The sequence below is a fragment of the Kitasatospora saccharophila genome, assembly GCF_039529925.1.
Taxonomy (GTDB): Bacteria; Actinomycetota; Actinomycetes; order Streptomycetales; family Streptomycetaceae; genus Kitasatospora; species Kitasatospora saccharophila.
The window spans coordinates 69,802-90,417 of sequence record NZ_BAAANS010000019.1 but is presented as its reverse complement, the minus strand read 5'-3'; the positions used below and the strand labels follow the sequence as shown (position 1 = coordinate 90,417).

Annotated in this window: 15 protein-coding genes and 1 pseudogene; 9 read left to right on the top strand and 7 right to left on the bottom strand. The window is 73.6% G+C overall.

The features are described from left to right. Positions 1–21 precede the first annotated feature (21 nt). From hppD to ABD345_RS16035, 5 genes are read left to right on the top strand one after another with little or no spacing between them, the layout of a single operon-like run. Positions 22–1,017: a 4-hydroxyphenylpyruvate dioxygenase gene (hppD, locus tag ABD345_RS16055; RefSeq protein ID WP_344552793.1), complete on the top strand. Its 996-nt coding sequence runs from the start codon at positions 22–24 to the stop codon at positions 1,015–1,017. A gap of 53 nt (positions 1,018–1,070) precedes the next feature. After that, positions 1,071–1,985 (top strand): phytanoyl-CoA dioxygenase family protein, encoded by a 915-nt coding sequence (locus ABD345_RS16050; protein WP_344552792.1) that lies wholly within the window; start codon positions 1,071–1,073, stop codon positions 1,983–1,985. Continuing rightward, positions 1,982–2,974, top strand: a complete 993-nt coding sequence (locus ABD345_RS16045; protein WP_344552791.1) for a thiamine pyrophosphate-dependent dehydrogenase E1 component subunit alpha — start codon at positions 1,982–1,984, stop codon at positions 2,972–2,974. The genes ABD345_RS16050 and ABD345_RS16045 overlap by 4 nt, the downstream gene beginning before the upstream one ends. Next, positions 2,971–3,972 (top strand): alpha-ketoacid dehydrogenase subunit beta, encoded by a 1,002-nt coding sequence (locus ABD345_RS16040; protein WP_344552790.1) that lies wholly within the window; start codon positions 2,971–2,973, stop codon positions 3,970–3,972. The genes ABD345_RS16045 and ABD345_RS16040 overlap by 4 nt, the downstream gene beginning before the upstream one ends. Continuing rightward, entirely contained in the window at positions 3,969–5,213 is a 1,245-nt protein-coding gene (locus ABD345_RS16035; RefSeq protein ID WP_425556829.1) for a type III PLP-dependent enzyme domain-containing protein, read from the top strand. The genes ABD345_RS16040 and ABD345_RS16035 overlap by 4 nt, the downstream gene beginning before the upstream one ends. A gap of 25 nt (positions 5,214–5,238) precedes the next feature. Here the strand turns inward: ABD345_RS16035 and ABD345_RS16030 are convergent, their stop codons facing one another. From ABD345_RS16030 to ABD345_RS16015, 4 genes are all read right to left on the bottom strand, one after another. Beyond that, complete coding sequence (locus tag ABD345_RS16030) at positions 5,239–6,012, bottom strand: class I SAM-dependent methyltransferase (RefSeq protein WP_344552789.1); 774 nt, start codon at positions 6,010–6,012, stop codon at positions 5,239–5,241. Continuing rightward, positions 6,009–7,118: an aminotransferase class I/II-fold pyridoxal phosphate-dependent enzyme gene (locus ABD345_RS16025; RefSeq protein WP_344552788.1), complete on the bottom strand. Its 1,110-nt coding sequence runs from the start codon at positions 7,116–7,118 to the stop codon at positions 6,009–6,011. The genes ABD345_RS16030 and ABD345_RS16025 overlap by 4 nt, the downstream gene beginning before the upstream one ends. Further along, positions 7,115–8,596 carry a radical SAM protein gene (locus ABD345_RS16020; RefSeq protein WP_344552787.1) on the bottom strand — a complete coding sequence of 494 codons (1,482 nt, stop codon included), beginning with the start codon at positions 8,594–8,596 and terminating at the stop codon, positions 7,115–7,117. The genes ABD345_RS16025 and ABD345_RS16020 overlap by 4 nt, the downstream gene beginning before the upstream one ends. Before the next feature lie 114 nt (positions 8,597–8,710). Then, positions 8,711–10,192, bottom strand: coding sequence for a hydrolase (locus ABD345_RS16015; protein ID WP_344552785.1), 1,482 nt, complete (start codon positions 10,190–10,192; stop codon positions 8,711–8,713). 172 nt (positions 10,193–10,364) lie between these two features. Here ABD345_RS16015 and ABD345_RS40300 point away from each other — a divergent pair. Next, positions 10,365–10,646, top strand: a pseudogene (locus ABD345_RS40300) (DUF6188 family protein); the annotation flags it as partial. A gap of 123 nt (positions 10,647–10,769) precedes the next feature. Here the strand turns inward: ABD345_RS40300 and ABD345_RS16010 are convergent. Together ABD345_RS16010 and ABD345_RS16005 are read right to left on the bottom strand one after the other, a co-directional pair. Further along, entirely contained in the window at positions 10,770–12,665 is a 1,896-nt protein-coding gene (locus tag ABD345_RS16010) for an RICIN domain-containing protein (RefSeq protein WP_344552784.1), read from the bottom strand. A 116-nt stretch (positions 12,666–12,781) separates the two neighbouring features. Beyond that, positions 12,782–14,698: a discoidin domain-containing protein gene (locus ABD345_RS16005; protein WP_344552783.1), complete on the bottom strand. Its 1,917-nt coding sequence runs from the start codon at positions 14,696–14,698 to the stop codon at positions 12,782–12,784. 161 nt (positions 14,699–14,859) lie between these two features. On the opposite strand from ABD345_RS16005, the gene ABD345_RS16000 reads away from it, so the two are divergent. The 3 genes from ABD345_RS16000 to ABD345_RS15990 all read left to right on the top strand — a co-directional run bounded on the left by ABD345_RS16000 (position 14,860) and on the right by ABD345_RS15990 (position 17,391). Next, entirely contained in the window at positions 14,860–15,888 is a 1,029-nt protein-coding gene (locus ABD345_RS16000) for a LacI family DNA-binding transcriptional regulator (protein WP_344552782.1), read from the top strand. 185 nt (positions 15,889–16,073) lie between these two features. Next, positions 16,074–16,703, top strand: coding sequence for a hypothetical protein (locus tag ABD345_RS15995; RefSeq protein WP_344552781.1), 630 nt, complete (start codon positions 16,074–16,076; stop codon positions 16,701–16,703). Between the two features lie 52 nt (positions 16,704–16,755). Beyond that, on the top strand, positions 16,756–17,391 hold the full coding sequence (locus ABD345_RS15990; protein ID WP_344552780.1) for a hypothetical protein: 636 nt from the start codon (positions 16,756–16,758) through the stop codon (positions 17,389–17,391). Positions 17,392–17,512: 121 nt separating this feature from the next. Here the strand turns inward: ABD345_RS15990 and ABD345_RS15985 are convergent, their stop codons facing one another. Then, positions 17,513–20,404, bottom strand: a complete 2,892-nt coding sequence (locus tag ABD345_RS15985; RefSeq protein ID WP_344552779.1) for a DEAD/DEAH box helicase — start codon at positions 20,402–20,404, stop codon at positions 17,513–17,515. Positions 20,405–20,616: the final 212 nt, after the last annotated feature.

Sequence of the window (20,616 nt, the reverse complement as noted above, 5' to 3'; positions counted from 1 at the left end):
CTCCGCTTTCAGGGAGTCACGTTGTCGATCCAGACGATCACCCATGTCGAGTACCACTGCGCGGACGCCGCGCGGACCGCCACCGAACTGCAGACCGGCTTCGGCTTCCGGCGCGACGCCGAGCAGCCGGCGTGGAAGCCCGGGGTCCGGGCCGTCCACCTCCACCAGGGCAGCATCCGGATGCGGCTGCACTCCAGCGAGAACACCGACCACCCGGTGGCCCGCTACGTCGAGCGGCACGGCGAGGGCGTGGCCGTGCTGGCGCTCGGCTGCGCCGACCCGGCGGCCGCGCTGGAGCGCGCCGAGCGGCACGGCGCCGAGGTGCTGGACCGGGACGGCGCGCTGATCGCCGGGTTCGGCGACACCGCGCTGCGCTTCGTCCCGCTGCCGGACGCCCCGGAGTCCGCCGGCGGTGAACTGCTGGACGCCCTCGACCACGTCGCGGTGTGCGTCCCCGCCGGGGAGCTGGCGCGGGCCGTGCTGTTCTGCGAGGCCGCGCTCGGCATGCACCGGATCTTCGGCGAGTACATCGCGGTCGGCGAGCAGGCGATGGACTCCAGCGTGGTGCAGAGCCCCTCCGGGGACGTCACCTTCACCCTGATCGAGCCGGACACCGGCCGCCGGGCCGGGCAGATCGACACCTTCCTGGCCGACCACGACGGCGCGGGCGTCCAGCACCTGGCCTTCCGCACCGATGACATCGCCACCGCGGTCCGCACCGCGAGCGCGCACGGCGTCGAGTTCCTCAGCACCCCGGGCGCCTACTACGACGGCCTGGCCGAGCGGCTCGGCGGCACCGCGATCCCGGTGGAGACGCTGCGCGAGCTGAACGTCCTGGTCGACCAGGACCACGGCGGCCAGCTGTTCCAGATCTTCGCCCGCTCCACCCACCCCCGGCGGACCTTCTTCCTGGAGGTGATCGAGCGCCAGGGCGCGGGCACCTTCGGCACCGCCAACATCAAGGCCCTCTACGAGGCCGTCGAGCGCCAGCGCGCCACCGCCACCGCCTCCGCCTGACCCAGCCCGACCGCCCCGACCGCCCCGACCACCCCGCCGAGGAGGCACGCCCCGTGACCACCGCCCCCGCGTTCGTCCTGACCGAGGCCGAGACCGCCCTGCTGCCCACCCCCGAGGAGGTGGCCGGCTACCGCGAGCACGGCTGGTACCTCTCCGGGAAGCTGTTCACCGACCAGGAGGTCGACACCCTCCGGGCCGCCACCGACGACTACTACGAGGGCCACCGGGACCGCACCCTGCCCGTCCGGCCGCCACGGCTGGCCGCCTGGGAGCCCGCGCACGGGCCGGTGCAACGGCACAACGACTACGTGCACTACGAGAGCGACGCGATCGCCGCGATCCTGCGCAAGCCGCTGGTCGGCGCGGTCGCCGCGGTGCTCGCCGGGGCCGAGGAGATCCGGATCTTCCAGTCGACCCTGATCCTCAAGCCGCCGGTGCCCGAGGAGCCCTCCAACCAGGTGCCGTGGCACTTCGACAAGCACTACTGGCACACCTCCTCCTCGGAGGAGATGCTGACCGCGTTCATCCCGTTCCACGACTGCGGGGTGGAGATGGGCACCATCACCATGGTCGACGGCAGCAACCGCTGGGAGGAACTGCCCTCCCGGGAGGACGCCACCCGGCACTTCGCCCAGCGCGACCGCTCCGAACTGGAGTCGATCCTGGCCGCCAACGCCGCCCACAACGGCGCCGAGGTCCGCAAGGTCCCGGTGGTCATCCCGAAGGGGCACGTCAGCTTCCACCACTGCCGGACCTACCACGGCAGCGGCGCCAACCTGGCCGACGTTCCGCGCCGGGCGATCTCGCTGCACCTGCAGGACGGCGCCAACGAGTACCGGCCCGCCACCCGCCCGGACGGCTCCCCCGCCTCCTACAACCACGACGTGCTGGTCCGGCGCACCGCCGACGGCCGCCCCGACTACGCCGACCCCGAGTTCTGCCCGGTGATCTGGCGGGGAGCCCGGTGACCCAGCACGCCCCCGCCGACCTGGACTCCCCCGCCGGGCGGTACCGGATGCTGCGGCTGATCCGCGGCTTCGAGGAGCTCGCGCTCGGCCTGGTGCGGTCCGGGGAGATCACCGGCGGCATCCACCCGTACATCGGGCAGGAGGCGGTGGCGGTCGGCGTCTGCGCGGCGCTGCGCCCGCAGGACCGGATCACCTCCACCCACCGGGGCCACGGCCACGTGCTCGCCCGGGGTGCCGCCCCGGACCGGCTGCTGGCCGAACTCCTGGGCCGCACCGGCGGGTTGAACAAGGGCCGGGGCGGCTCGATGCACGCCGCGGACTTCTCGCTGGGCATCCTGGGCGCCAACGGCATGGTCGGCGCGGGCGGCGCGATCGCGGTCGGCGCGGCCTGGTCGGCCCGGCAGGCCGGCGAGGACCGGGTCGCGGTCGCCTTCTTCGGCGACGGCGCGCTCAACCAGGGCGTCCTGCTGGAGTCCTTCAACCTGGCCGCGATGTGGCGGCTGCCGGTGCTGTTCGTCTGCGAGAACAACGGGTACGCGACCACGCTGCCCGCCGCCACCGCGGTGGCGGGCAGCGCCACCGGCCGGGCCGCCGCCTTCGGGATCCCGGCCGCCGAGGTGGACGGGATGGACACCGAGGCGGTCCGCGCGGCGGCCGCCGAGGCCGTCGAGCGGGCGGCGCACGGCGGCGGTCCCGGCTTCCTGGAGTGCCACACCTACCGCTTCGAGGGCCACCACACCATGGAACGGCTGATGAAACTGCGCTACCGCACCCCCGAGGAGGTCGCCGACCGGCGCACCCTCGACCCGCTGCCGCGCGCCGCCGCCCTCCTGCCGCCCGGCCTGGCCGGGCAGTTGGACGCCTCGGTGCAGGAACAGCTGGACGCCGCAAGGGAGTTCGCCCTCGCCTCCGAACACCCGGCACCGGAAAGGGCGTTGGACCACCTGTACGCCGACGGGCTGCGTCCGAGGGCGGGGTACGGCGGATGAGGCTCTCCTACACCAAGGCGCTCAACCGGGCGCTCGCCGACGCCCTCGCCGCGGACCCGGCGGTCTGCGTGTTCGGCGAGGACATCGGCGCCGGCCTGGCCGGCCCCACCCTCAACCTGCTCGACCGCTTCGGTCCCGGCCGGATCGTCGACACCCCGCTCTCCGAGCAGGCGTTCACCTCGATGGCGATCGGCGCCGCGCTGACCGGGCGGCGGCCGGTGATCGAGTTCCAGATCCCCTCGCTGCTGTTCCTGGTCTTCGAGCAACTCGTCAACCAGGCACACAAGTTCTCGCTGATGACCGGCGGCCAGGCCGGCGTCCCGCTGACCTGCCTGGTGCCGGGCTCCGGCTCCCGGGACGGCTGGGCCGGACAGCACTCCGACCACCCCTACGGCCTGTTCGCGCACGCCGGGGTGAAGACCGTCGTCCCGGCCACGCCCACCGACGCCTACGGGCTGCTGCGCTCGGCGATCGCCGACCCGGACCCGGTGGTGGTGTTCGCCCCGGCGGCCGCGCTGCCGGTGCGGGAGACCGTCACCTGGGAGCTGGCGCCGGTCCCGCTCGGCGAGGCCCGGATCCACCGCGCCGGCACCGACGTCACCGTGGTCGCCGTCGGCCACCTGGTGCACGACGCGCTGGCCGTCGCGGCGGAACTCGCCCCCGAGGTCTCCGTCGAGGTGTTCGACCCGCGCACCCTGTACCCCTTCGACTGGACGGCGCTGGCCGCCTCGCTGGAACGCACCGGGCGGCTGGTCGTCATCGACGACTCCAACCGCAGCTGCGGCATCGGCGCCGAGGTGCTGGCCACCGCCGCCGAGGGCATGCGCCTGGTCGCCCCGCCCCGGCGGATCACCCGGCCGGACGGCACCGTGCTGCCGTTCGCCCCCGCGCTGGACCGCGCCCTGCAACCGCACCGCGACCAACTGCGCGACGCCGTACGGGAAGTGGTGAAGCACCCGACCACGGTGACCCCGCACCGCGAGGACCGGCACCGGTGAACCTGACCGCCGAACCCGGCTCCCGCGCCGACGACACCCGCTCCCCCGGCGCCCTCAGCCCCGCGCTGCGCTCCGCGCTGGCCGGGGCCACCGACGACCGGATCTTCTACGACCTGGCCGGCATCGCCCGCGCCTACACCGCGCTGCTGGACGAACTCCCGGGCGTCGACGTCCGGTTCGCGCTGAAGGCGTGCCCGGTGGACGAGGTGCTGGCCGGCTTGGCCGCGCTCGGCGCCGGCTTCGACGCCGCCAGCCCGAACGAGATCGTCCAGGCGCTCCGCACCGGCGTGCCGGTCGACCGGGTGCACTTCGGCAACACCGTCAAGTCTGACCAGGGCATCGCCGAGGCGTACCGCCTGGGCGTCCGGGACTTCGCCACCGACAGCCTCCCGGACGTCGCCGCGATCGCCGAACACGCCCCGGGCGCCCGGGTGTTCTGCCGGATCGCGACCAGCGGCGAGGGCGCGCTCTGGGGCCTGAGCCGCAAGTTCGGCTGCTCCCCGGCGGACGCCGTCGAGGTGCTGACGGCTGCCCGGGCGGCCGGGCTGACCCCGGCCGGGCTCTCGGTGCACGTCGGCTCGCAGCAGCTGACCGCCAAGGCGTGGACGGCGGCCTTCGAGCTGATCGGCGAGGTGCTGGTGGAGCTCCGGCGGCGCGGGATCAGGCCCGACCACGTCAACCTCGGCGGCGGCCTGCCCGCCCTGGGGTACGTGGACCGGCACGGCACCGCCCTGGAACCGCCGCTCGCCGAGATCTTCCGGACCGTCCGGCAGGGCCTCGACGGGCTGCGCCGACTGCACGGCGGCGACCTCGACTTCGTGCTGGAACCCGGCCGCCACCTGGTCGCCGACCAGGGCGCGATCCGCACCCGGGTCTACCGGCTGACGGACCGCCAGCAGCCGGACGGCGAGCGGGAGCACTGGCTCTACCTGGGCTGCGGCAAGTACAACGGGCTGTACGAGATGGACCAGTTGCAGTACCGGCTGGTCTTCCCGACCCACCCGGCCCCGGAGTGCGTCCCGGCCGTGGTCGCGGGCCCGACCTGCGACAGCGACGACGCGTTCCCGCACGGGTACGCGACCGGCCGGGTGCCGGTGCCCCGGGCGGTGGCCTCCGGCGACCCGGTGTGGATCCTGTCCAGCGGCGCCTACGCGGTCAGCTACCTGACGCAGGGCTTCAACGGCTTCGACCCGCTGCCGTACACGGTGCTCCCGGCCGGGGCCCGGCTCCCGCGCCGGTGAAGCCCCGGGCCGGTGAAGTCCCGTGTCAGCGCGGCCCGTTGCCGGTGCTCGCCCGGCAGGTCAGGATCTGCTTGGGCGAGGCGCCGGTGAACGGGGAGCCGTCGTAGTCCCCCTGGCGGTGCACGACGTCCAGGCCGGCCAGCCGGCACAGGGCGAGCAGTTCCTCGGGGAAGAAGCAGCGCATGCTGACCTTCTTGGTGCGGACGCTCTCGCCCTCGCGCAGGTAGTCGAGGGTGAAGTGCAGCACCTGGGTGGCCGCGTCGTAGCGGGTGGCCGCCCGGACGTCGAGCCGGGTGCCGTCCAGGTCGGTGACCGACTTGTGGTGGTAGGGCGCGTCGGGGAGCCGGGTGAGCTTGGCCGGGGCGGGGTTGAACACGTCCAGGACCAGCGTGCCGCCGGGGCGCAGCACCTCGCGCGCGGAGGTGAGGAAGGCGAGCACGGAGTCCAGGTCGTGCAGGTGCTGCATCGCGTTGGTGGCGGAGAAGACCAGGGCGTAGCGGCGGTCGGTGCGGATGGCGCGGCAGTCCTGTTCGAGCCACTCGACGGGCAGGCCCTCTGCGGCGGAGCGGCGGCGGGCCAGCGCGAGCATGCTGGGCATCACGTCGAGGCCGGTGACGTCGACGCCCGCGCGGGCGATCGGCAGGGTGATCCGCCCGGTGCCGCAGGCGACCTCCAGCACCGGGCCGTCGGCCCGGACGGCCCGGTCGAGGAAGAACGGGACGTCGTGGCCGCGGGTGGCGAACTCGTGGTCGTAGAACTCCGCGTCGTCGTACACGGCGAGGTCCTGCAGCGGTTTCATCGGGCGTTCTCCGGAGCGGGGGCGGTGATGGCGGTGGCGGCGGGGGAAGGATCGGGATCGGGGGCGGGGGCGAAGGGGTCGGCGAGGCTGGTCAGGACGGAGCCGGTCCAGGGGGTGTCGCCGAAGACGGTGGCCGGGATCGCGAGCAGGCCGTGCTCGGCCAGCAGGATCCCGGCGGGGGTGTCCACCGGGAAGAAGTAGTTGCCCGGGCTGGTGCGGGCCGCCTCGGGGATCCCGGCCCGGACGTCGGCCGGGAGCCGCCCCAGCAGCCGTTCGGCGCGGGCGGCCAGGGCGGCGGCGACCTGCCGCGGGGTGTCCGCGTGCTCGGTCAACAGGCTCTCGGCCAGCCGGAGTCGGGCCTGGCTGGGCGGGTCGCCGCGGAACGCCTCGGCGATCGCGGTGTCGTCCGGGCCGAGCAGGACGATGCCGAAGGTGCGGGGGTGCAGCCAGCCCTTGGTGACCGAGTGCAGCAGGACGGCGCGGCCGGTGTCCAGCAGCCGCCGGGTGCCGGGGGCGAACGGGGTGTCCAGGTCGTAGACGGTGTCGATCAGCAGGCGGCGGTGCGGGGAACCGCGCAGCCAGTCGGCCAGTCCGGTGCACTCGGGCTCGGTGAGGTACCGGCCGAGCGGCTTGCTGGGGTTGGCCAGCAGCAGGTACTCGGGGCGCTCGCCGTCCGGCGGGGCCTGCGGCAGGACGGGGGCGGGCAGCGTCGGGTAGCTGTCGGGAGCCAGCCCGGCGGCGCGGGCCAGCTCGAAGTAGACCGGGTAGACGTCGGCGGGCAGCCAGAGCCGGGCCCCGACCGCGTCCAGGTGCCGGAAGACCAGGTCGAGGCCGTGCCGGACGCCGCGGCTGACCAGGGCGCGGCGCGACCACTGCTCGGGCAGGCCGTAGCGGCGCAGCCAGGTGCGGGCCAGGTCGCAGCGGTACACCGTGCGGACGGTGCCCCCGTCCGTCCCGTCCGCCGGGTCCGCTCCGTCCGCCGGATCCGCCGGTTCGGGGCGCAGCGGGGCGAGCGCCCGGTACAGGTTGGTCTCGGCGGCGTCCAACAGCGACGGGTCGGCTTGCAGCCGCTGCTGCCGGAACGCCTGGTGCTCCTGGTGGTTCACGCCGTCACGCCTTCCGCGCCGGTCCCGCCGGCGGTCCCGATGCTGGTTCCGATGGTGATCACGCTGCCGGCCACGCCACCGGTCACGGCACCGGCCATGCCGCCGCTCGCGCCGGTGACCCCGCCGCCGCTCGCGCCGGTGATCTCGCTGGCCCGGTCCTCCAGCGAGGCGTAGCAGCGGCCGTCGGCGAGCACGTTCCAGCTGCGGACGAGGCCGTGGGTGCGTTCCCAGAGCAGGCTGGGCTCGGTGTAGGCGGCGATCCGGATCGGGTGGCCGTCCCATTCGCCGGCGAAGACGGGGGCGCCCCAGGGCAGGCTGTCGGTCCGGGTGAAGCCGTGCCGCTCGGCGAAGCGGGTGACGACGGCGAGCGGGACCTGGTGGTCGCGGCTCCAGCGGTTGGCGGCGTGGTCGTGGTAGAGCGATTCGGTGCTGGTGGAGACGTACAGCTCCTTGAAGCAGACTTCCCCGACGCCGTGCGCGGCGGCCCAGGAGAGGTAGTCGGCGACGCCCACCTCGTCGGCGACGCCGCCGTGCTGGAGGACGCAGATCAGTCGCAGCCGCAGTCCGGGCCAGCGTTCGCGTCCCGCGCGCCAGGTGTCGACGACCTCGCCGACGGGGGTGCGCAGGGCCATCAGCCGTTCGCTGACCTCGTCGTCCTGGTGGTGCCGGGAGACGGCGAGGACGCTCAGGCCGGCGGCGGCGAGGTCGGCCAGCCGGTCGGCGCGCTCGGCGGGGGCGAGCTTGGCCAGGTTGTGGGCGTTGCTGATCAGGACGGTCTTGGGGAAGGCGGCGGCGCAGGCGGCGACCAGTCGCACCTGCTGGTCGAACGGGAGCAGGGTGGGTTCGCCGCCGCCGGTGATCACCGCCCGTTCGGCGCCCGCGGCGCGGCCGCGTTCCAGCCAGGCGCCGACCGTCTCCCAGGGGACGCGGGCGGGCGGCTGGTCGCTGGAGATGGAGGCGGCGGAGAAGCAGAACGCGCACTTGGCCTGGCAGGCGGCGGCGACCGGCAGGACGGAGACCGAGCGCGGCCGCAGGTCGGCGTAGTCGCCGAGCCGCGGGTGCAGGCTCAGCGAGGCGGCCATCGCGTCCTCGACGGTGGTGGGGCGCAGGGCGGGCCGCGTCCCGTCCGGTGCGGCCGGGTCGAGTTCGTGGACGGCGGTCAGCCGGATCCGGTCCTCGCGCAGTTCCGCGCCGAGGCCGGTGCCCTCGTTGGGGCGCAGCTCGGCGGGGTCGACGTCGGTCTCCAGCACCAGCAGCCGGTCGCCCGGTATCGCCAGCCGTTCCAGCAGCCGGCCGGCCTTGGCGGTGCCGATGCCCAGTTCCGCGCGGGTCAGCAGGTGGAACCGGTCCGGGAAGGTGCTCTCCGGGATGCCCGCCTTGCCGTAGCTGAGCGCGTACTTGTCGAAGCCCCGGGCGAAGTTCGACAGCACGATGACGTGGAAGCGTTGGCGGGAAAGCTGCTGGTCGGTGCGGTTCATCCGGTCATCATGCCCCCGACCCGGCGGTCGGGGGAACGGGTTTCCGCGGCGGACGCCCGAGGGGCGGCCCCCGCGGCGGGTCCGGTGCGGGTCCGGCGCGGGGCCGGTGCGGAGTCAGGAGACGTTGACGTTGACGTCGTCGAGGACGAAGGAGGTCTGCTTGGTGTAGTCCTCGGTGCCGGTGAACTTCAGCGTGACGCTCTGGCCCGCGTAGCCGGCCAGGTTGAAGGTGCGCTGCTGGTAGCCGGCGGCGGCGTTGGTGTTGTTGTAGCCGGCGAGGGTGGTGCCGTTGGCGGTGACGGTGAGGGTGTCGAAGGCGCTGGTGGTGGAGGCGGCGCTGTCGATGTGCAGCCAGAAGCTCAGCGTGTAGGCGGCGCAGCCGGCCGGGAGGGTGACGGTCTGGGCGAGGGTGTCGGTGGTGGTGGCGCCGTAGCCGTCGAGCCAGGCGTCGTAGCTGCCGCTGTGGGCGGGCTCGCTGCTGCTGGAGTTGATGGTGCTGGTGCCGTTGCTGTTGGTCTCGGTCCAGCCGGAGGTGGAGCCGGTCTCGAAGCCGGGGTTGGTGATCAGCTGGGCGGCGGTGCAGCCGGTGCCGCCGCCCGTGCCACCACCGGTGCCGCCGCCGGTGCCGGTGCCGCTGCTCTGGGCGAGCCAGGCGGTGGCGTTCAGGGCGAGGGCGGCGTCGGTGCCGGCCGGGTCGTTCCAGCCGTTGTAGAGGGTGTTGCCGGACTGGCCGGTGCCGTCGTCGATCGGGGAGGAGTCGCCCCAGATGGCGACCCGGCCGCTGCCGAAGGTGGAGGTGACGAAGGCGGCGCCGGTGTTGCCGCTGTAGCCGGTGCGGTAGAGCAGGCCCTTGACGGCGGGGTTGTCGGCGGGCTTGAGGGTGAAGGTGGTGCCGTTGCGGATGATCGAGCCGGTGACCTTGCCGAAGGAGCCGTTCAGCACCGGGTCGGTGGTGTCGGTGATCGCGCGCGGGTTGTCGGTGGTGATGTTCAGCAGGTCGACGGAGAAGCCGAACGGGTCGGTGTTGTCGACGCTGTTGGTGGTGAGCAGGTCGTTGATGATCGCCGGGGAGTCCCAGCCGTCGTTGTTGCGGTCGCTCTGGGTGTGGTCGGAGATCAGGAACAGGCCGCCGCCGTTCTGGACGAACTTCATCACGGCGGTCTTCTCGGCGTCGCTGAGCTTGACGTTGGGCTCGGGGAGCACGAACTCGTCGAAGTTGGCGAGGTCGAGCGCGCCGCCGGTGCCGTAGGTGATGGTGTTGCCGGCCGGGAGGGTCTTGAGGCTGTAGTTGCCGGTCTTCTGCAGGGCGACGCCCCAGGCGGAGACGGCGCCGGTCCAGGAGGTCTCGCCGGCGGGGTTGGCGTTCTGGACCAGCGGGTCGGGCTGGCTGGTGGAGATGATCCAGTCGGCGTTCCCGGCGGTCTCGCCCTTGCTGTTGTCGAACAGCACCCGCTTGGGCGCGGTCACGGTGGTGGCGGTGCCGGCGGTGGTGGCCGCCGAGGCGGGGTGCGGCTGGACGGTCGCGGCCGTGGCGGCGAGCACCAGGCCGGCCGCGGCGAGGGCGGCCGGGCGGACGGCCTTCGAAGCCCTGATCATCTGTCAATCTCCTCGTACCGTGGGAGGGGAGCGGCACAGACGTGCTGCGCTACGCGCGTAGGCGCACCGGCACGGTCCCATGGTGAGGTAAGCGGGGCTTGAACGGAACACGTCGACTCGGCGGAGTCCCGCCCGGTGTCGCCGCACGGAAGACGGCTGGAACATCCGCTCGATGCGCGGGACCGGCATCGTGGAACTGGTCATCGGCAACGGCCTGCGACTCCGCGCCGGTTCGCACCGGATCGAGGTGCACGGCCCCGCCGAGCTGACCACGGACCACGGGACCGTGCCCGTCGACGTCTCCACCCGGACCGACCTCGCCCGGCTGCCGCACCTGCTCGATCAGGTGATCGCCGAGGTCCACGCGTCCGATGCGGGCGGCCTGCGGGTGCGCTTCGCCAACGGCTGGCGCCTGGACGCACCGGTTCCTCCCGACGCCTCCGGCTGGAGCATCGGCCGGCCGACGCGGTGGGGGAAAGGGTGGGGTGCCCGCCGCGGCGCTCAGGCGTCGTCCGCGGCGGGCACCCCGTGGGGCGGTCCGGTCCACCAACCGGCCGCCCCCGTCAGGGGGTCGGGCTCACTGCGCGGTCAGCCGGAAGGACTGCGCGGAGCCGCCGGTGCAGGTCCACTGCTGGAGGCGGGCGCCGTCCGCGGTGGAGACGTCGGTGACGTCCAGGCACTTGCCGCTGTTCCGGTTGACCAGGGTCCAGCTGCCGTTGGCCTGCTGGACCGGCTTGAACTGCTGGTTGGCGCCCGAGGACCACTGCCAGGTCTGGAGCTTGGCCCCGTCGGCGGTGGCGGCCCCGGTCACGTCGAGCACCTGGGCGGCCGCGGCGGCGTTGCGGTTGGTGACCCGGTAGTAGCCGCTGTCGGTGGGGGTGAACTGCCACTGCTGGTTGGCGCCGGTGCCGCAGGCCCACTGCTGGACGGCGGTGCCGTTGGCGGTGCCCCAGCCGGTGGCGTCCACGCACTTGCCGGAGTTGGCGTTGGCCAGGGCGTACCAGGCCGCGGTGTCGATGCTCCCGCCCGTGCCCCCCGTGCCGCCGCCGGTGGGCGTGCCGGGCCAGGTGAAGGTGGCGACCGCGCCGGCCGGGAGGTCGTAGACCAGCGAGCGTCCGCCGTCGCTGATCGAGAAGTGCTGCGAGCCGCCGGTGGCGTTGAGCACCACCGCGCCGCGCGAGCCGTCCGGGTTCAGGAAGGCGACGTCCTGCAGGCCGCCGCTGCCCTGGCTGGTGGAGCCGATCCGGTGGGCGCCCGGCCGGACGAACTTGGAGACGTGGCCGAGCACGTAGTACTCGGCGTTCTTGCTGTACGTGCCGCCCGCGACCTCCAGCACGCCGTTGCAGGTGGTGGAGCAGTTGCCGTACTGCGGGCCGCCGTTGGCGTCCAGCGCGACGTTCCACAGCACGGCGGTGCGGCCGCCGCTGCGCAGGTTGCGGATGATCAGGTTCTCGGTCTGCCACTTCAGCGTGTTGCTGAAGGTCTGCGCCGGGGTGGCCGAGTCGGTACCGGTGCACTCGGTGAAGAACACCGCCTTCCCGGTGTTCGCGACCTGCTGCTCGGCCTCGGGCTGGCCGCCGTAGCAGTGGAACGCGGCGCCCTTGAGCCGGGCCACCGAGGCGTCCTGGGAGAGCACGCCCAGCGGGAACGAGGTGTCGTCCCAGTTGTGGTCGTACGCGTAGAGGTCGGTGGACAGGCCCGCTGCGGTCAGCTTGCCGTCCAACACCTTGATGAAGTCGGCCTGTTGGGCGGACGTCATCCCGGTCGAGGGGTAAGTGGTCTGGAACTTGGGCTCGTTGGCCACCGTCAGGTCGCTGATCGGGGCGCCCGCCGCACCGTACGCCTGGATCGCCTTGACCAGGTAGTCGGCGAAGTCCCCGTAGTTCTCCGGCTTCAGGCTGCCGCCGTTCAGCGAGTTGGAGGTCTTCATCCAGGCGGGCGGCGACCACGGGGTGCCCATGATCCGGATGTTCGGGTTGACGGCGCGGGCCTGGTTGATCGCGGGCAGGATCTCCTGCTGGTCGCGGGCGATCGAGAACGAGCCCCTGGTGTCCTCGTACGAGTAGAACGGCAGGTGGGAGACGAAGTCGGAGGCGCCGAGCGGCTGGCGCAGGTAGTTGAGGCCGATGCCGCCGCCCGCGGTGGAGAACAGGTCGTTCATCAGGTTGGCCCGGGTGGTCGCGGACAGCCCGGCCACCAGGTGGGCGGAGGACTCGGTGAACGCGGCGCCGAAGCCGACCAGCGGCTGCTGGACGTCGGCCGCGTTCACCGCGATGTCCTGCGCCTGCGGGGCGGTGGCGGAGAACGGGACGGAAGCGGCCTGCGCCAGCCGGCTGTTGCCGTCGGCGGTGGTGATCCAGACCTGGGCGGTGGTGTCGGCCGCCTGGGCGGCCGTTCCGCCGGCGGTGGCCAGGCCGGCGGCGGCCAGCGCGAGGGCCACGGCGAGGCGGACGGGACGGTGCGGTCCGTGCATGGGACTGCTCCTCGTGGGGGGGTGGGGGTGTTGGCACTACGGGGTGGAGCGGTGCGAGGTGGTGCGGTGCGGGGTGGGGCTCGCGGGGCGTCGGGTGCTGCGCGGGCCGGTGGGGGTCAGCGGTAGAGCCGGACGTCCGCGAGGCTCCACCAGCCGGGCGCGGCGGCCGTGCCGGTGATCCGCAGGTAGCGGGCCCGGGTGTCGCGCGGCAGGTCGACGGTGGTCAGCTGGCCGGTGCCGGCGCCGGTGGCGAGGGGGCGCCAGCGGGCGCCGTCCTCGCTCGCCTCGATCCGCCAACCCCGGGCGTAGTCACCGGTGTTGTCGCCGCTGTCGAGGGCGATCCGGTCGAAGGCGGTGCGCCGTCCGAGGTCGATCCGCAGGTACTGGCCGGGGGCCTGGGCCTGGCCGGTGCTCCACCGGGTGGAGGCGTCCGCGTCGATCGCCAGCCGGGCGTCGGCGGCGGCCGGCTGGGCGGTGGCGGTGGCGCCGGTGAGCGGCACCTCGCGCCGGTCCGGCTTCGGCGCACCGGACTTCGGCCAGCGGAAGGTGGCGAGCGCGCCGCCGGGCAGGGTGTACTCGAAGCTCTGCCCGCCGACCGCGACGGCGAAGTCGCGCGGCGCGTCGTTCTCGTTGTGCACCACCAGCACGGTCGACCCGTCCGGGTCGGTGAACGCGACGTCGGTCACCTGCCCGTTCCAGCCCGGCGTTCCGAAGCTGGTGCTGGCGATCCGGACGGCGCCGGGGCGGACGAACTTCGACAGGTGGCCGATGGTGTAGTACTCGGCGCCGGTGGTCACGCCGTGGTCGTCGTGCACGGTCAGCAGCGCGGTGCAGGTGCCGCAGCCGCCGTTGTGCGGGCCGTCGTGCTCGTCCAGTGCGATGTTCCAATTGAGCACGGACTTGGCCCAGTTGCGGGTCGCGCCGACGGTCAGGTTGCGGGCGTGCCAGGTGAGCGTGGACCGGAAGGTCTGCGCGGGGGTGTCGTCGGGGCCGTGCGAGCCGGAGCACTCGGTGAACCAGATGCCCTTGTCCGGGTGCGCGTCGTGCAGCGCGCTCTGCGCGGACGGGTCGCCCGCGTAGCAGTGGTAGGCCGTCCCGGCCAGCCACTCGGCGGCGTCGCCGTCCAGCAGCCGGTAGGGGTAGTCGGTCTCCGGGTCCTCGCCGGGCGGCGTGTTGCGGACGTCGTCGGGGTGGGTGGCCCAGTTGTGGTCGTACCCGAGGATCTTCGTGCGCGGGCTGGCCTTCTTCAGCAACGGCCCGAGCGCCTCGATCACCTTCTCCTCCTGCTCGGCGGTCAGGTCGGTGCCCGGGTACGCGTTGGGCTTGCGGTTCTGCGGCTCGTTCTGGACGGTCAGGTAGTCCACCGGGACGCCCGCCGCCGCGTACGCCTGCACGAACTTCACCAGGTAGCGGGCGTAGGCGTCGTAGACCGCCGGGTCGTCCTTGAGCTTGCCCTCCAGCAGTGAGTCGCCGGTCTTCATCCAGGCCGGCGGGCTCCACGGCGTCGCCACCACGGTCAGCTCCGGGTCGAGTTGCCGGGCCCGGCGCAGCAGCGGGAGGATCTGCCGTTCGTCGTGGGCGATCGAGAAGTGCGCCAGCGCGAAGTCGCTCTGCCCGGCGGGGACGTCGTCGTAGGTGTAGTGCGCGGCGGCGGCCGTGAAGTCGGAGGAGCCGATCGGCTGGCGCAGCATGCTGATGCCGATCCCGTCGGCGGGGTCGAAGAGGCGGCGCAGCGCGGCGTCCCGGTCGGCCGGGGGCAGCGAGCTCAGCACGGCGGCGGCGGAGTCGGTGACCGAGGCGCCGAAGCCGTCCATCCGCTGGAAGGTCTGGGTCGGGTCGACGGTGATGGTGGCGCGGGCGGAGGCGCCCCGGTGGAACGTCACCGAGGGGCGCTGGTGCAGCAGTTCGGCGCCGTCGGGGGTGGTGACCCAGACCTGGACCTCGGCGGTCCGGTGCGAGGGCGCGGGGGCGGCTCCCATCAGGCCCAGGGCCACGGCGGCGGCCGTGGCGGTGCCGAGCACGCGTCGGTACATCGGGTTCCTCTCGCCTTGCCTTCATGAAACAAAATGAAACGTTTCTGACATCTTTGCGTGCGTTCAGGAAACGGCACCGACTTTCCCCCTGTCAAGATTCCTGCACCCCTTGCGAATTGAGAGTTGTATGATCGCTTACATGAAACGAAACGGTGAAACACATGGGTAGACCGAAGTCGACGCGGGTCACCGTCCGGGAGATCGCCGCCGCCGCCGGGGTCTCCCCCGCCACCGTCTCCCGCGTCCTCACCGGTCAGGCCACCGTCTCCGAACGGACCGAGGCCGCCGTCCGCGACGCGATGGAACGCCTCGGCGCCCCCGGCCCCCACCCCGCCGCCGCCAAGCGGACCGCCCGGCCCGGCGCCGTCTTCGTCCGCTGCCCCTACCTGCTCACCGACTACTTCGGCACCATCGTCACCGCCGTCGCCGAGGCGCTCGACCGGCACGGCCGGGAACTGATCCTCAGCGCGGGCAGCTCCGCCCAGCACAACGGGGCCCTCGCCGGGCTCCCCCGCCGCCGCGACCTCGCCGGGGCGCTGCTCGTCCTCCCGGTCGAGGACGGCGCCGAACTGGAGCAACTGCGCCGCCAGGACTTCCCGTTCGTCGTCATCGACCCGCGCACCCCCGTCCCCCGCGACATCGCCGCCGTCTCCGCCTCCCACTTCACCGGCGCCCGCAACCTCACCGCCCACCTGGTCGCCCTCGGCCACCGCCGGATCGGCTTCATCAACGGCCCGGAGGACTGGCTCGCCTCCGCCTCCCGCTTCGCCGGCCACACCGCGGCCCTCGCCGAGGCCGGCGTCCTGATCCCGCCGGAACTCGTCACCAGCATCGAACCCACCAGCGACTGGGGCCACACCGCCGCCGGCCGCCTCCTCGACCTCCCCGACCGCCCCACCGCCCTGGTCGCCTTCAACGACAAGGCCGCCATCGGCGCCCTCCGCGCCGCCCACGTCCGCGGCCTGCGCGTCCCCCTGGACCTCTCCGTCGTCGGCTTCGACGACGAGTACCTCAGCCGCACCTCCGTCCCCGCCCTCACCACCGTCCGCCAACCCCTCGAAGAACTGGGCGGCCTGGCCGTCAGCCTCCTCCTCCGCCTCCTGGAGGGCACCGCCGTCGAAGCCCTGCACGTCGAACTCGCCACCGAACTCATCGTCCGCGACTCCACCGGCCCGGTGCCCGGCAGCTGAGAACGCCCTGCGGGCGGGCGCGGAGGAGGGGAGGAACCCGAGCCGCCGACACCGCCGGAACCCCGTCTGACGGACCGTCAGGAAGCTGCCGTGTTTGCCGATCCGCGGACGGGTCACCCGATGCCGGGAGCGAACCGAACCGGGGGCGGCCCCGGGCGGGCGCCCCTCGTGTCAGGAGGCAGAGCATGTCCAGCGGTCTGATCGTGGCGGTCGTCGTGATCGTCCTGGTGGTGGCGGCGCTCGGCGCGTTCGCCTTCCACCGCCACCAGCAGCAGCACCCCAGCCTGAGCCGCCGGTTCGGGCCCGAGTACGAGCGCACCGTCGCCCGGCACGGCGGTGACACCGCCGCGGCCGAGCGCGAGCTCGCCGAGCGGGTGGAGCGGCACCGGGAGTTGACCCTGACCCCGCTGAGCGCGGCCGAGCGTGCGCGGGCCGAGGAGCAGTGGGCGCAGGTGAAGGCGCGCTTCGTGGACGATCCCCGGCAGGCGCTGGCCAACGCGGAGGCGCTGCTGGCCCGGGTGGCCCGGGACCGCGGCTACCCGGACTCCGACGTGGACGCGCAGATCGACACCATCTCGGTCGACCACGGCGAGCACGTCGAGTCCTACCGGACGCTGCGCGCGCTCTCCCGGCCGGACGGCGCCGGAGGCTCCTCGGCGACCGAGGAGCAGCGCGCGGCCCTGGTCCGGGCCCGGGAGCTGTTCACCGCGCTGGTCGGCGGCGGCGAGCCGGAGCGCGTCCCCGCCGGCCGGACGGCCGGGGCCGGAACGCCGTCCGCCGGGCGGGTGCCGACCCAGCACGGGCACCACGCCTGAGCCCCCGCCGGAATCCCCCGCCGCCCCACCGTTCCCCGAGGAGGAGGACAGCATGACCACCAACGACCGCGCCACCGACCACACCACCGACCGCGCCCCCGGCAAGGGCCCGAACCCCGCCCGAGGCCGCTTCGTCTCCACCACCGGCCCCAACAACGGCACCGGCACCGGCCCCAACAACGGCACCGGCACCGGACAGGACCTCGGCCCGGCGCCTTCGACCGGGTCCCCCCGCCCGGCGCCCGTGCCCGCCCCGGCGCCGGCCTCCGAGCGGGCCGACGTCCTCGACTCCGCCCTCGACCCCGCCACCGCCGACCTGTCGAAGGCCGCCGTCCCCGCCCGCCCGCGCTCCACCGCCGGGATCCCGTCCGCCGGGAACCCGTCCGTCGGGAGCGACGCCGACCCGCTCCTGCCGCCGGAGCTCACCTCCCGGCTGACCGGCCGGCTCGACCACGCGGTGGGCAGCTTCGTCGACGACCCGGACCAGGCCGTACGGGAGGCGGACGAGGCCCTGGACGAGACGGTCCGCGAACTGACCGGCCGCCTGCAGGAGCGCCGTGCCTCGCTGCGCGACGCCTGGCGGACCGACGGCGACCGGTCCCCCGCCGACGCCCCCTCCCGCACCGAGGACCTGCGGCTGTCCCTGCGCGCCTACCGCGACCTGCTGCAGCACCTGCTCGCGGCCTGACCCGGCCGCCCCTCCCGGGAGCGACGGCAACGGCGAAGGGCCCGACCACCGCACGGGTGGTCGGGCCCTTCGCCGCAACGGACCAGAATCGACCAGAATCGACCGGAAGCGGCCGGAACGGCTACCCGACCGACGAGTACGCGATGATGCCGCGCCGCATGCCGTCGACCGCCTTGCGGGCGGTCTTGCGCAGGTCGGCGTTGTCGCCCGCCGCGTCCTGGATCTGGCCGAGGACGTCGATCAGCTGCTTGGTCCAGCGGACGAAGTCGCCGGCCGGCATGTCGGCGTCGCGCAGCACGGCGTCGAGGTCGTGGCCGAGCGCCCAGCGGTAGGCCGTCCAGGCGAAGCCGAGGTCGGGTTCGCGCTGGCCGACGCCCTCGGCGGTGGAGATCTTGTGCTGCTCCTCCAGGTCGTCGAGCCGGCTCCAGATCCGGACCATCTTGCCGAGCGCGTCCTTGGCGCCGCCCTCGGGGACGCGCGGGGCGGTCGCGTCGTCGGACTGGCGGGCCTCGTAGACCAGCGCGGAGGCGCAGGCGGCGAGTTCGGCGGCGGCCAGGCCGTCCCAGACGCCCTCGCGGATGCACTCGGAGGCGAGCAGGTCGAGTTCGCCGTAGAGCCGGGCGAGGCGCTTGCCGTCGGCGGTGACGGTGTCGGCGCTGAGGTAGCCGAGGTCGGCGAGCAGGCCGCAGACCCGGTCGAAGGTGCGGGCGATGGTGTGGGTGCGCGAGCGCATCCGGCGTTCGAGGAGTTCGGTGTCGCGGTGCAGGCGGTGGTAGCGCTCGGACCAGCGGGCGTGGTCCTCGCGCTCGTCGCAGCCGTGGCAGGGGTGCTGGCGCAGGGCGGTGCGCAGCCGGCTGATCTCGGGGTCGTCGGCGGCGGCGGCGCGGCCCTTGCGGTGGCGCTCGGGTTCGAGGTGGCCGGCCTTGGTGCGCAGCGCGGAGGCGAGGTCGCGGCGGGACTGCGGGCTGCGCGGGTTGAAGGACTTGGGGATCCGCATCCGGTCCACCGCGGTGACCGGGTACGGGAAGTCGATCATCGCGAGGCGCTTGACCTGGCGTTCGGCGGTGAGCACGACGGGGCGCGGCCCGTCCTGGAAGTCGGGGTGCCGGTGGTGGCCGCCGCGGCCGCTGCGGCCGTCCGGCGGGAGGCCGGGGTCGAGGACGAGCGCGAGGCCGGCGAACTTGCCGGTCGGGACGTGGATGATGTCGCCGGGCCTGAGCTGCTCGATCGCCTCGACGGCGGCGTTGCGGCGCTGGCTGGAGCCTTCCCGGGCGAGCGCGTTCTCGCGGTCCTTGAGGTCGCGGCGCAGCTGCATGTACTCGTCGAAGTCGCCGAGGTGGCAGGTCATCGACTCGCGGTAGCCCTCCAGGCCCTCCTCGTTGCGCTGCACCTGGCGGGCGATGCCGACCACCGAGCGGTCGGCCTGGAACTGCGCGAAGGAGGTCTCCAGCAGTTCCCGGGAGCGGTGCCGCCCGAACTGGCCGACCAGGTTGACGGCCATGTTGTACGAGGGGCGGAAGGAGGACTTGAGCGGGTAGGTGCGGGTGCCGGCCAGGCCGGCCAGCGCCTCCGGGTCGAGGCCGCGCTGCCACAGGACCACGGCGTGGCCCTCGACGTCGATGCCGCGGCGGCCGGCCCGGCCGGTGAGCTGGGTGTACTCGCCGGGGGTGATGTCGGCGTGGGTCTCGCCGTTCCACTTGACCAGCTTCTCCATGACCACCGAGCGGGCGGGCATGTTGATGCCGAGGGCGAGCGTCTCGGTGGCGAAGACCGCCTTGACCAGGCCCTGGACGAACAGCTCCTCGACGACCTCCTTGAACCGGGGCAGCATGCCGGCGTGGTGGGCGGCGATGCCGCGCTCCAGGCCGTCCAGCCACTCGTAGTAGCCGAGGACGTGCAGGTCCTCGTCGGGGATGTCGCGGCAGCGCTCCTCGACGAACTGGCGGACCTTGAAGCGGTCGGCGTCCCGGTTCAGCCGCAGGCCGGAGTTGAGGCACTGCTGGACGGCGGCCTCGCAGCCGGCCCGGCTGAAGATGAAGGTGATCGCGGGCAGCAGGCCCTCGGCGTCGAGCCGGTCGATCACGTCGACCCGGCTCGGCGTCCAGACCCGGCCGGGGCGGCCGGTGGGCATCGAGCGGCCGCGGCCGCGGGCGAACCGGTCGCGGCCGCGGTCGGCCTCGGAGCGGGCGAGCCGGACGAGTTCGGGGTTGACCGCCTTGGCGGGGTTCTTCAGGCTGCCCTTGGGGCGGCCGTCCCGGTCGGGGCTGGCGAACAGGTCGTACATCCGGTTGCCGGCCATCACGTGCTGCCAGAGCGGGACGGGGCGGTGCTCGGAGACGATCACCTCGGTGCCGCCGCGGACGGTGTCCAGCCAGTCGCCGAACTCCTCGGCGTTGGAGACGGTCGCGGAGAGCGACACCAGGGTCACCGACTCGGGGAGGTGGATGATGACCTCCTCCCAGACGGCGCCGCGGAACCGGTCGGCGAGGTAGTGCACCTCGTCCATCACCACGTAGCCGAGGCCGTCGAGGGCGTTGGAGCCCGCGTACAGCATGTTGCGCAGGACCTCGGTGGTCATCACGACGACCGGCGCGTCCCCGTTGACGGAGTTGTCGCCGGTGAGCAGGCCGACCTTGGCCTGGCCGTAGCGCTTGACCAGGTCTCCGTACTTCTGGTTCGACAGCGCCTTGATCGGCGTGGTGTAGAAGCACTTGCGGCCGCCGGCCAGCGCCAGGTGCACCGCGAACTCGCCGACGATGGTCTTGCCGGAGCCGGTGGGGGCGGCGACCAGGACGCCCTTGCCCTCCTCCAGCGTGCGGCAGGCGCGGAGCTGGAAGTCGTCGAGCGGGAAGTCGTACAGCTGCCGGAAGCCGTACAGGGCGGTGGCCTGCTCCTTGGCGCGCTCGCGCGAGGCGGCGTAGCGCTCGGCGGGGCTGAGCTCCTCCTCCGCGCGGTCGGCGGCGGCGCGGGCCGCGGGGTCGAGCTGCTCCTCGGGCGTGGGGCTGGTAGGCACTGGCGTCACCTGTTCTTCCCGTGAGTGTGGCCGGACGAGAACGCAGACGGCGACGCCTGCGGCTGCGGGGCCGTGGCCGCGGACGGCGACGGGGCGCAGCGGGTGCGTGGGGTGTGGTGATCGAGCATCTCAGCCTGAGATTACCCGTCTGGAGTGACATCAACATCAGACTTTTCCGGCAGTTCTCCGATGATGTGCCCACGTCAGGCGAG

What these genes read in the sequence shown, in the direction of transcription:
- ABD345_RS16015 (WP_344552785.1), bottom strand. Translation starts at nt 10,192, where the DNA reads ATGATCAGGGCTTCGAAGGCCGTCCGCCCGGCCGCCCTCGCCGCGGCC.
- ABD345_RS16020 (WP_344552787.1), bottom strand. Translation starts at nt 8,596, where the DNA reads ATGAACCGCACCGACCAGCAGCTTTCCCGCCAACGCTTCCACGTCATC.
- ABD345_RS16005 (WP_344552783.1), bottom strand. Translation starts at nt 14,698, where the DNA reads ATGTACCGACGCGTGCTCGGCACCGCCACGGCCGCCGCCGTGGCCCTG.
- ABD345_RS15990 (WP_344552780.1), top strand. Translation starts at nt 16,756, where the DNA reads ATGACCACCAACGACCGCGCCACCGACCACACCACCGACCGCGCCCCC.
- ABD345_RS16040 (WP_344552790.1), top strand. Translation starts at nt 2,971, where the DNA reads ATGAGGCTCTCCTACACCAAGGCGCTCAACCGGGCGCTCGCCGACGCC.
- ABD345_RS16010 (WP_344552784.1), bottom strand. Translation starts at nt 12,665, where the DNA reads ATGCACGGACCGCACCGTCCCGTCCGCCTCGCCGTGGCCCTCGCGCTG.
- ABD345_RS15995 (WP_344552781.1), top strand. Translation starts at nt 16,074, where the DNA reads ATGTCCAGCGGTCTGATCGTGGCGGTCGTCGTGATCGTCCTGGTGGTG.
- ABD345_RS16030 (WP_344552789.1), bottom strand. Translation starts at nt 6,012, where the DNA reads ATGAAACCGCTGCAGGACCTCGCCGTGTACGACGACGCGGAGTTCTAC.
- ABD345_RS16000 (WP_344552782.1), top strand. Translation starts at nt 14,860, where the DNA reads ATGGGTAGACCGAAGTCGACGCGGGTCACCGTCCGGGAGATCGCCGCC.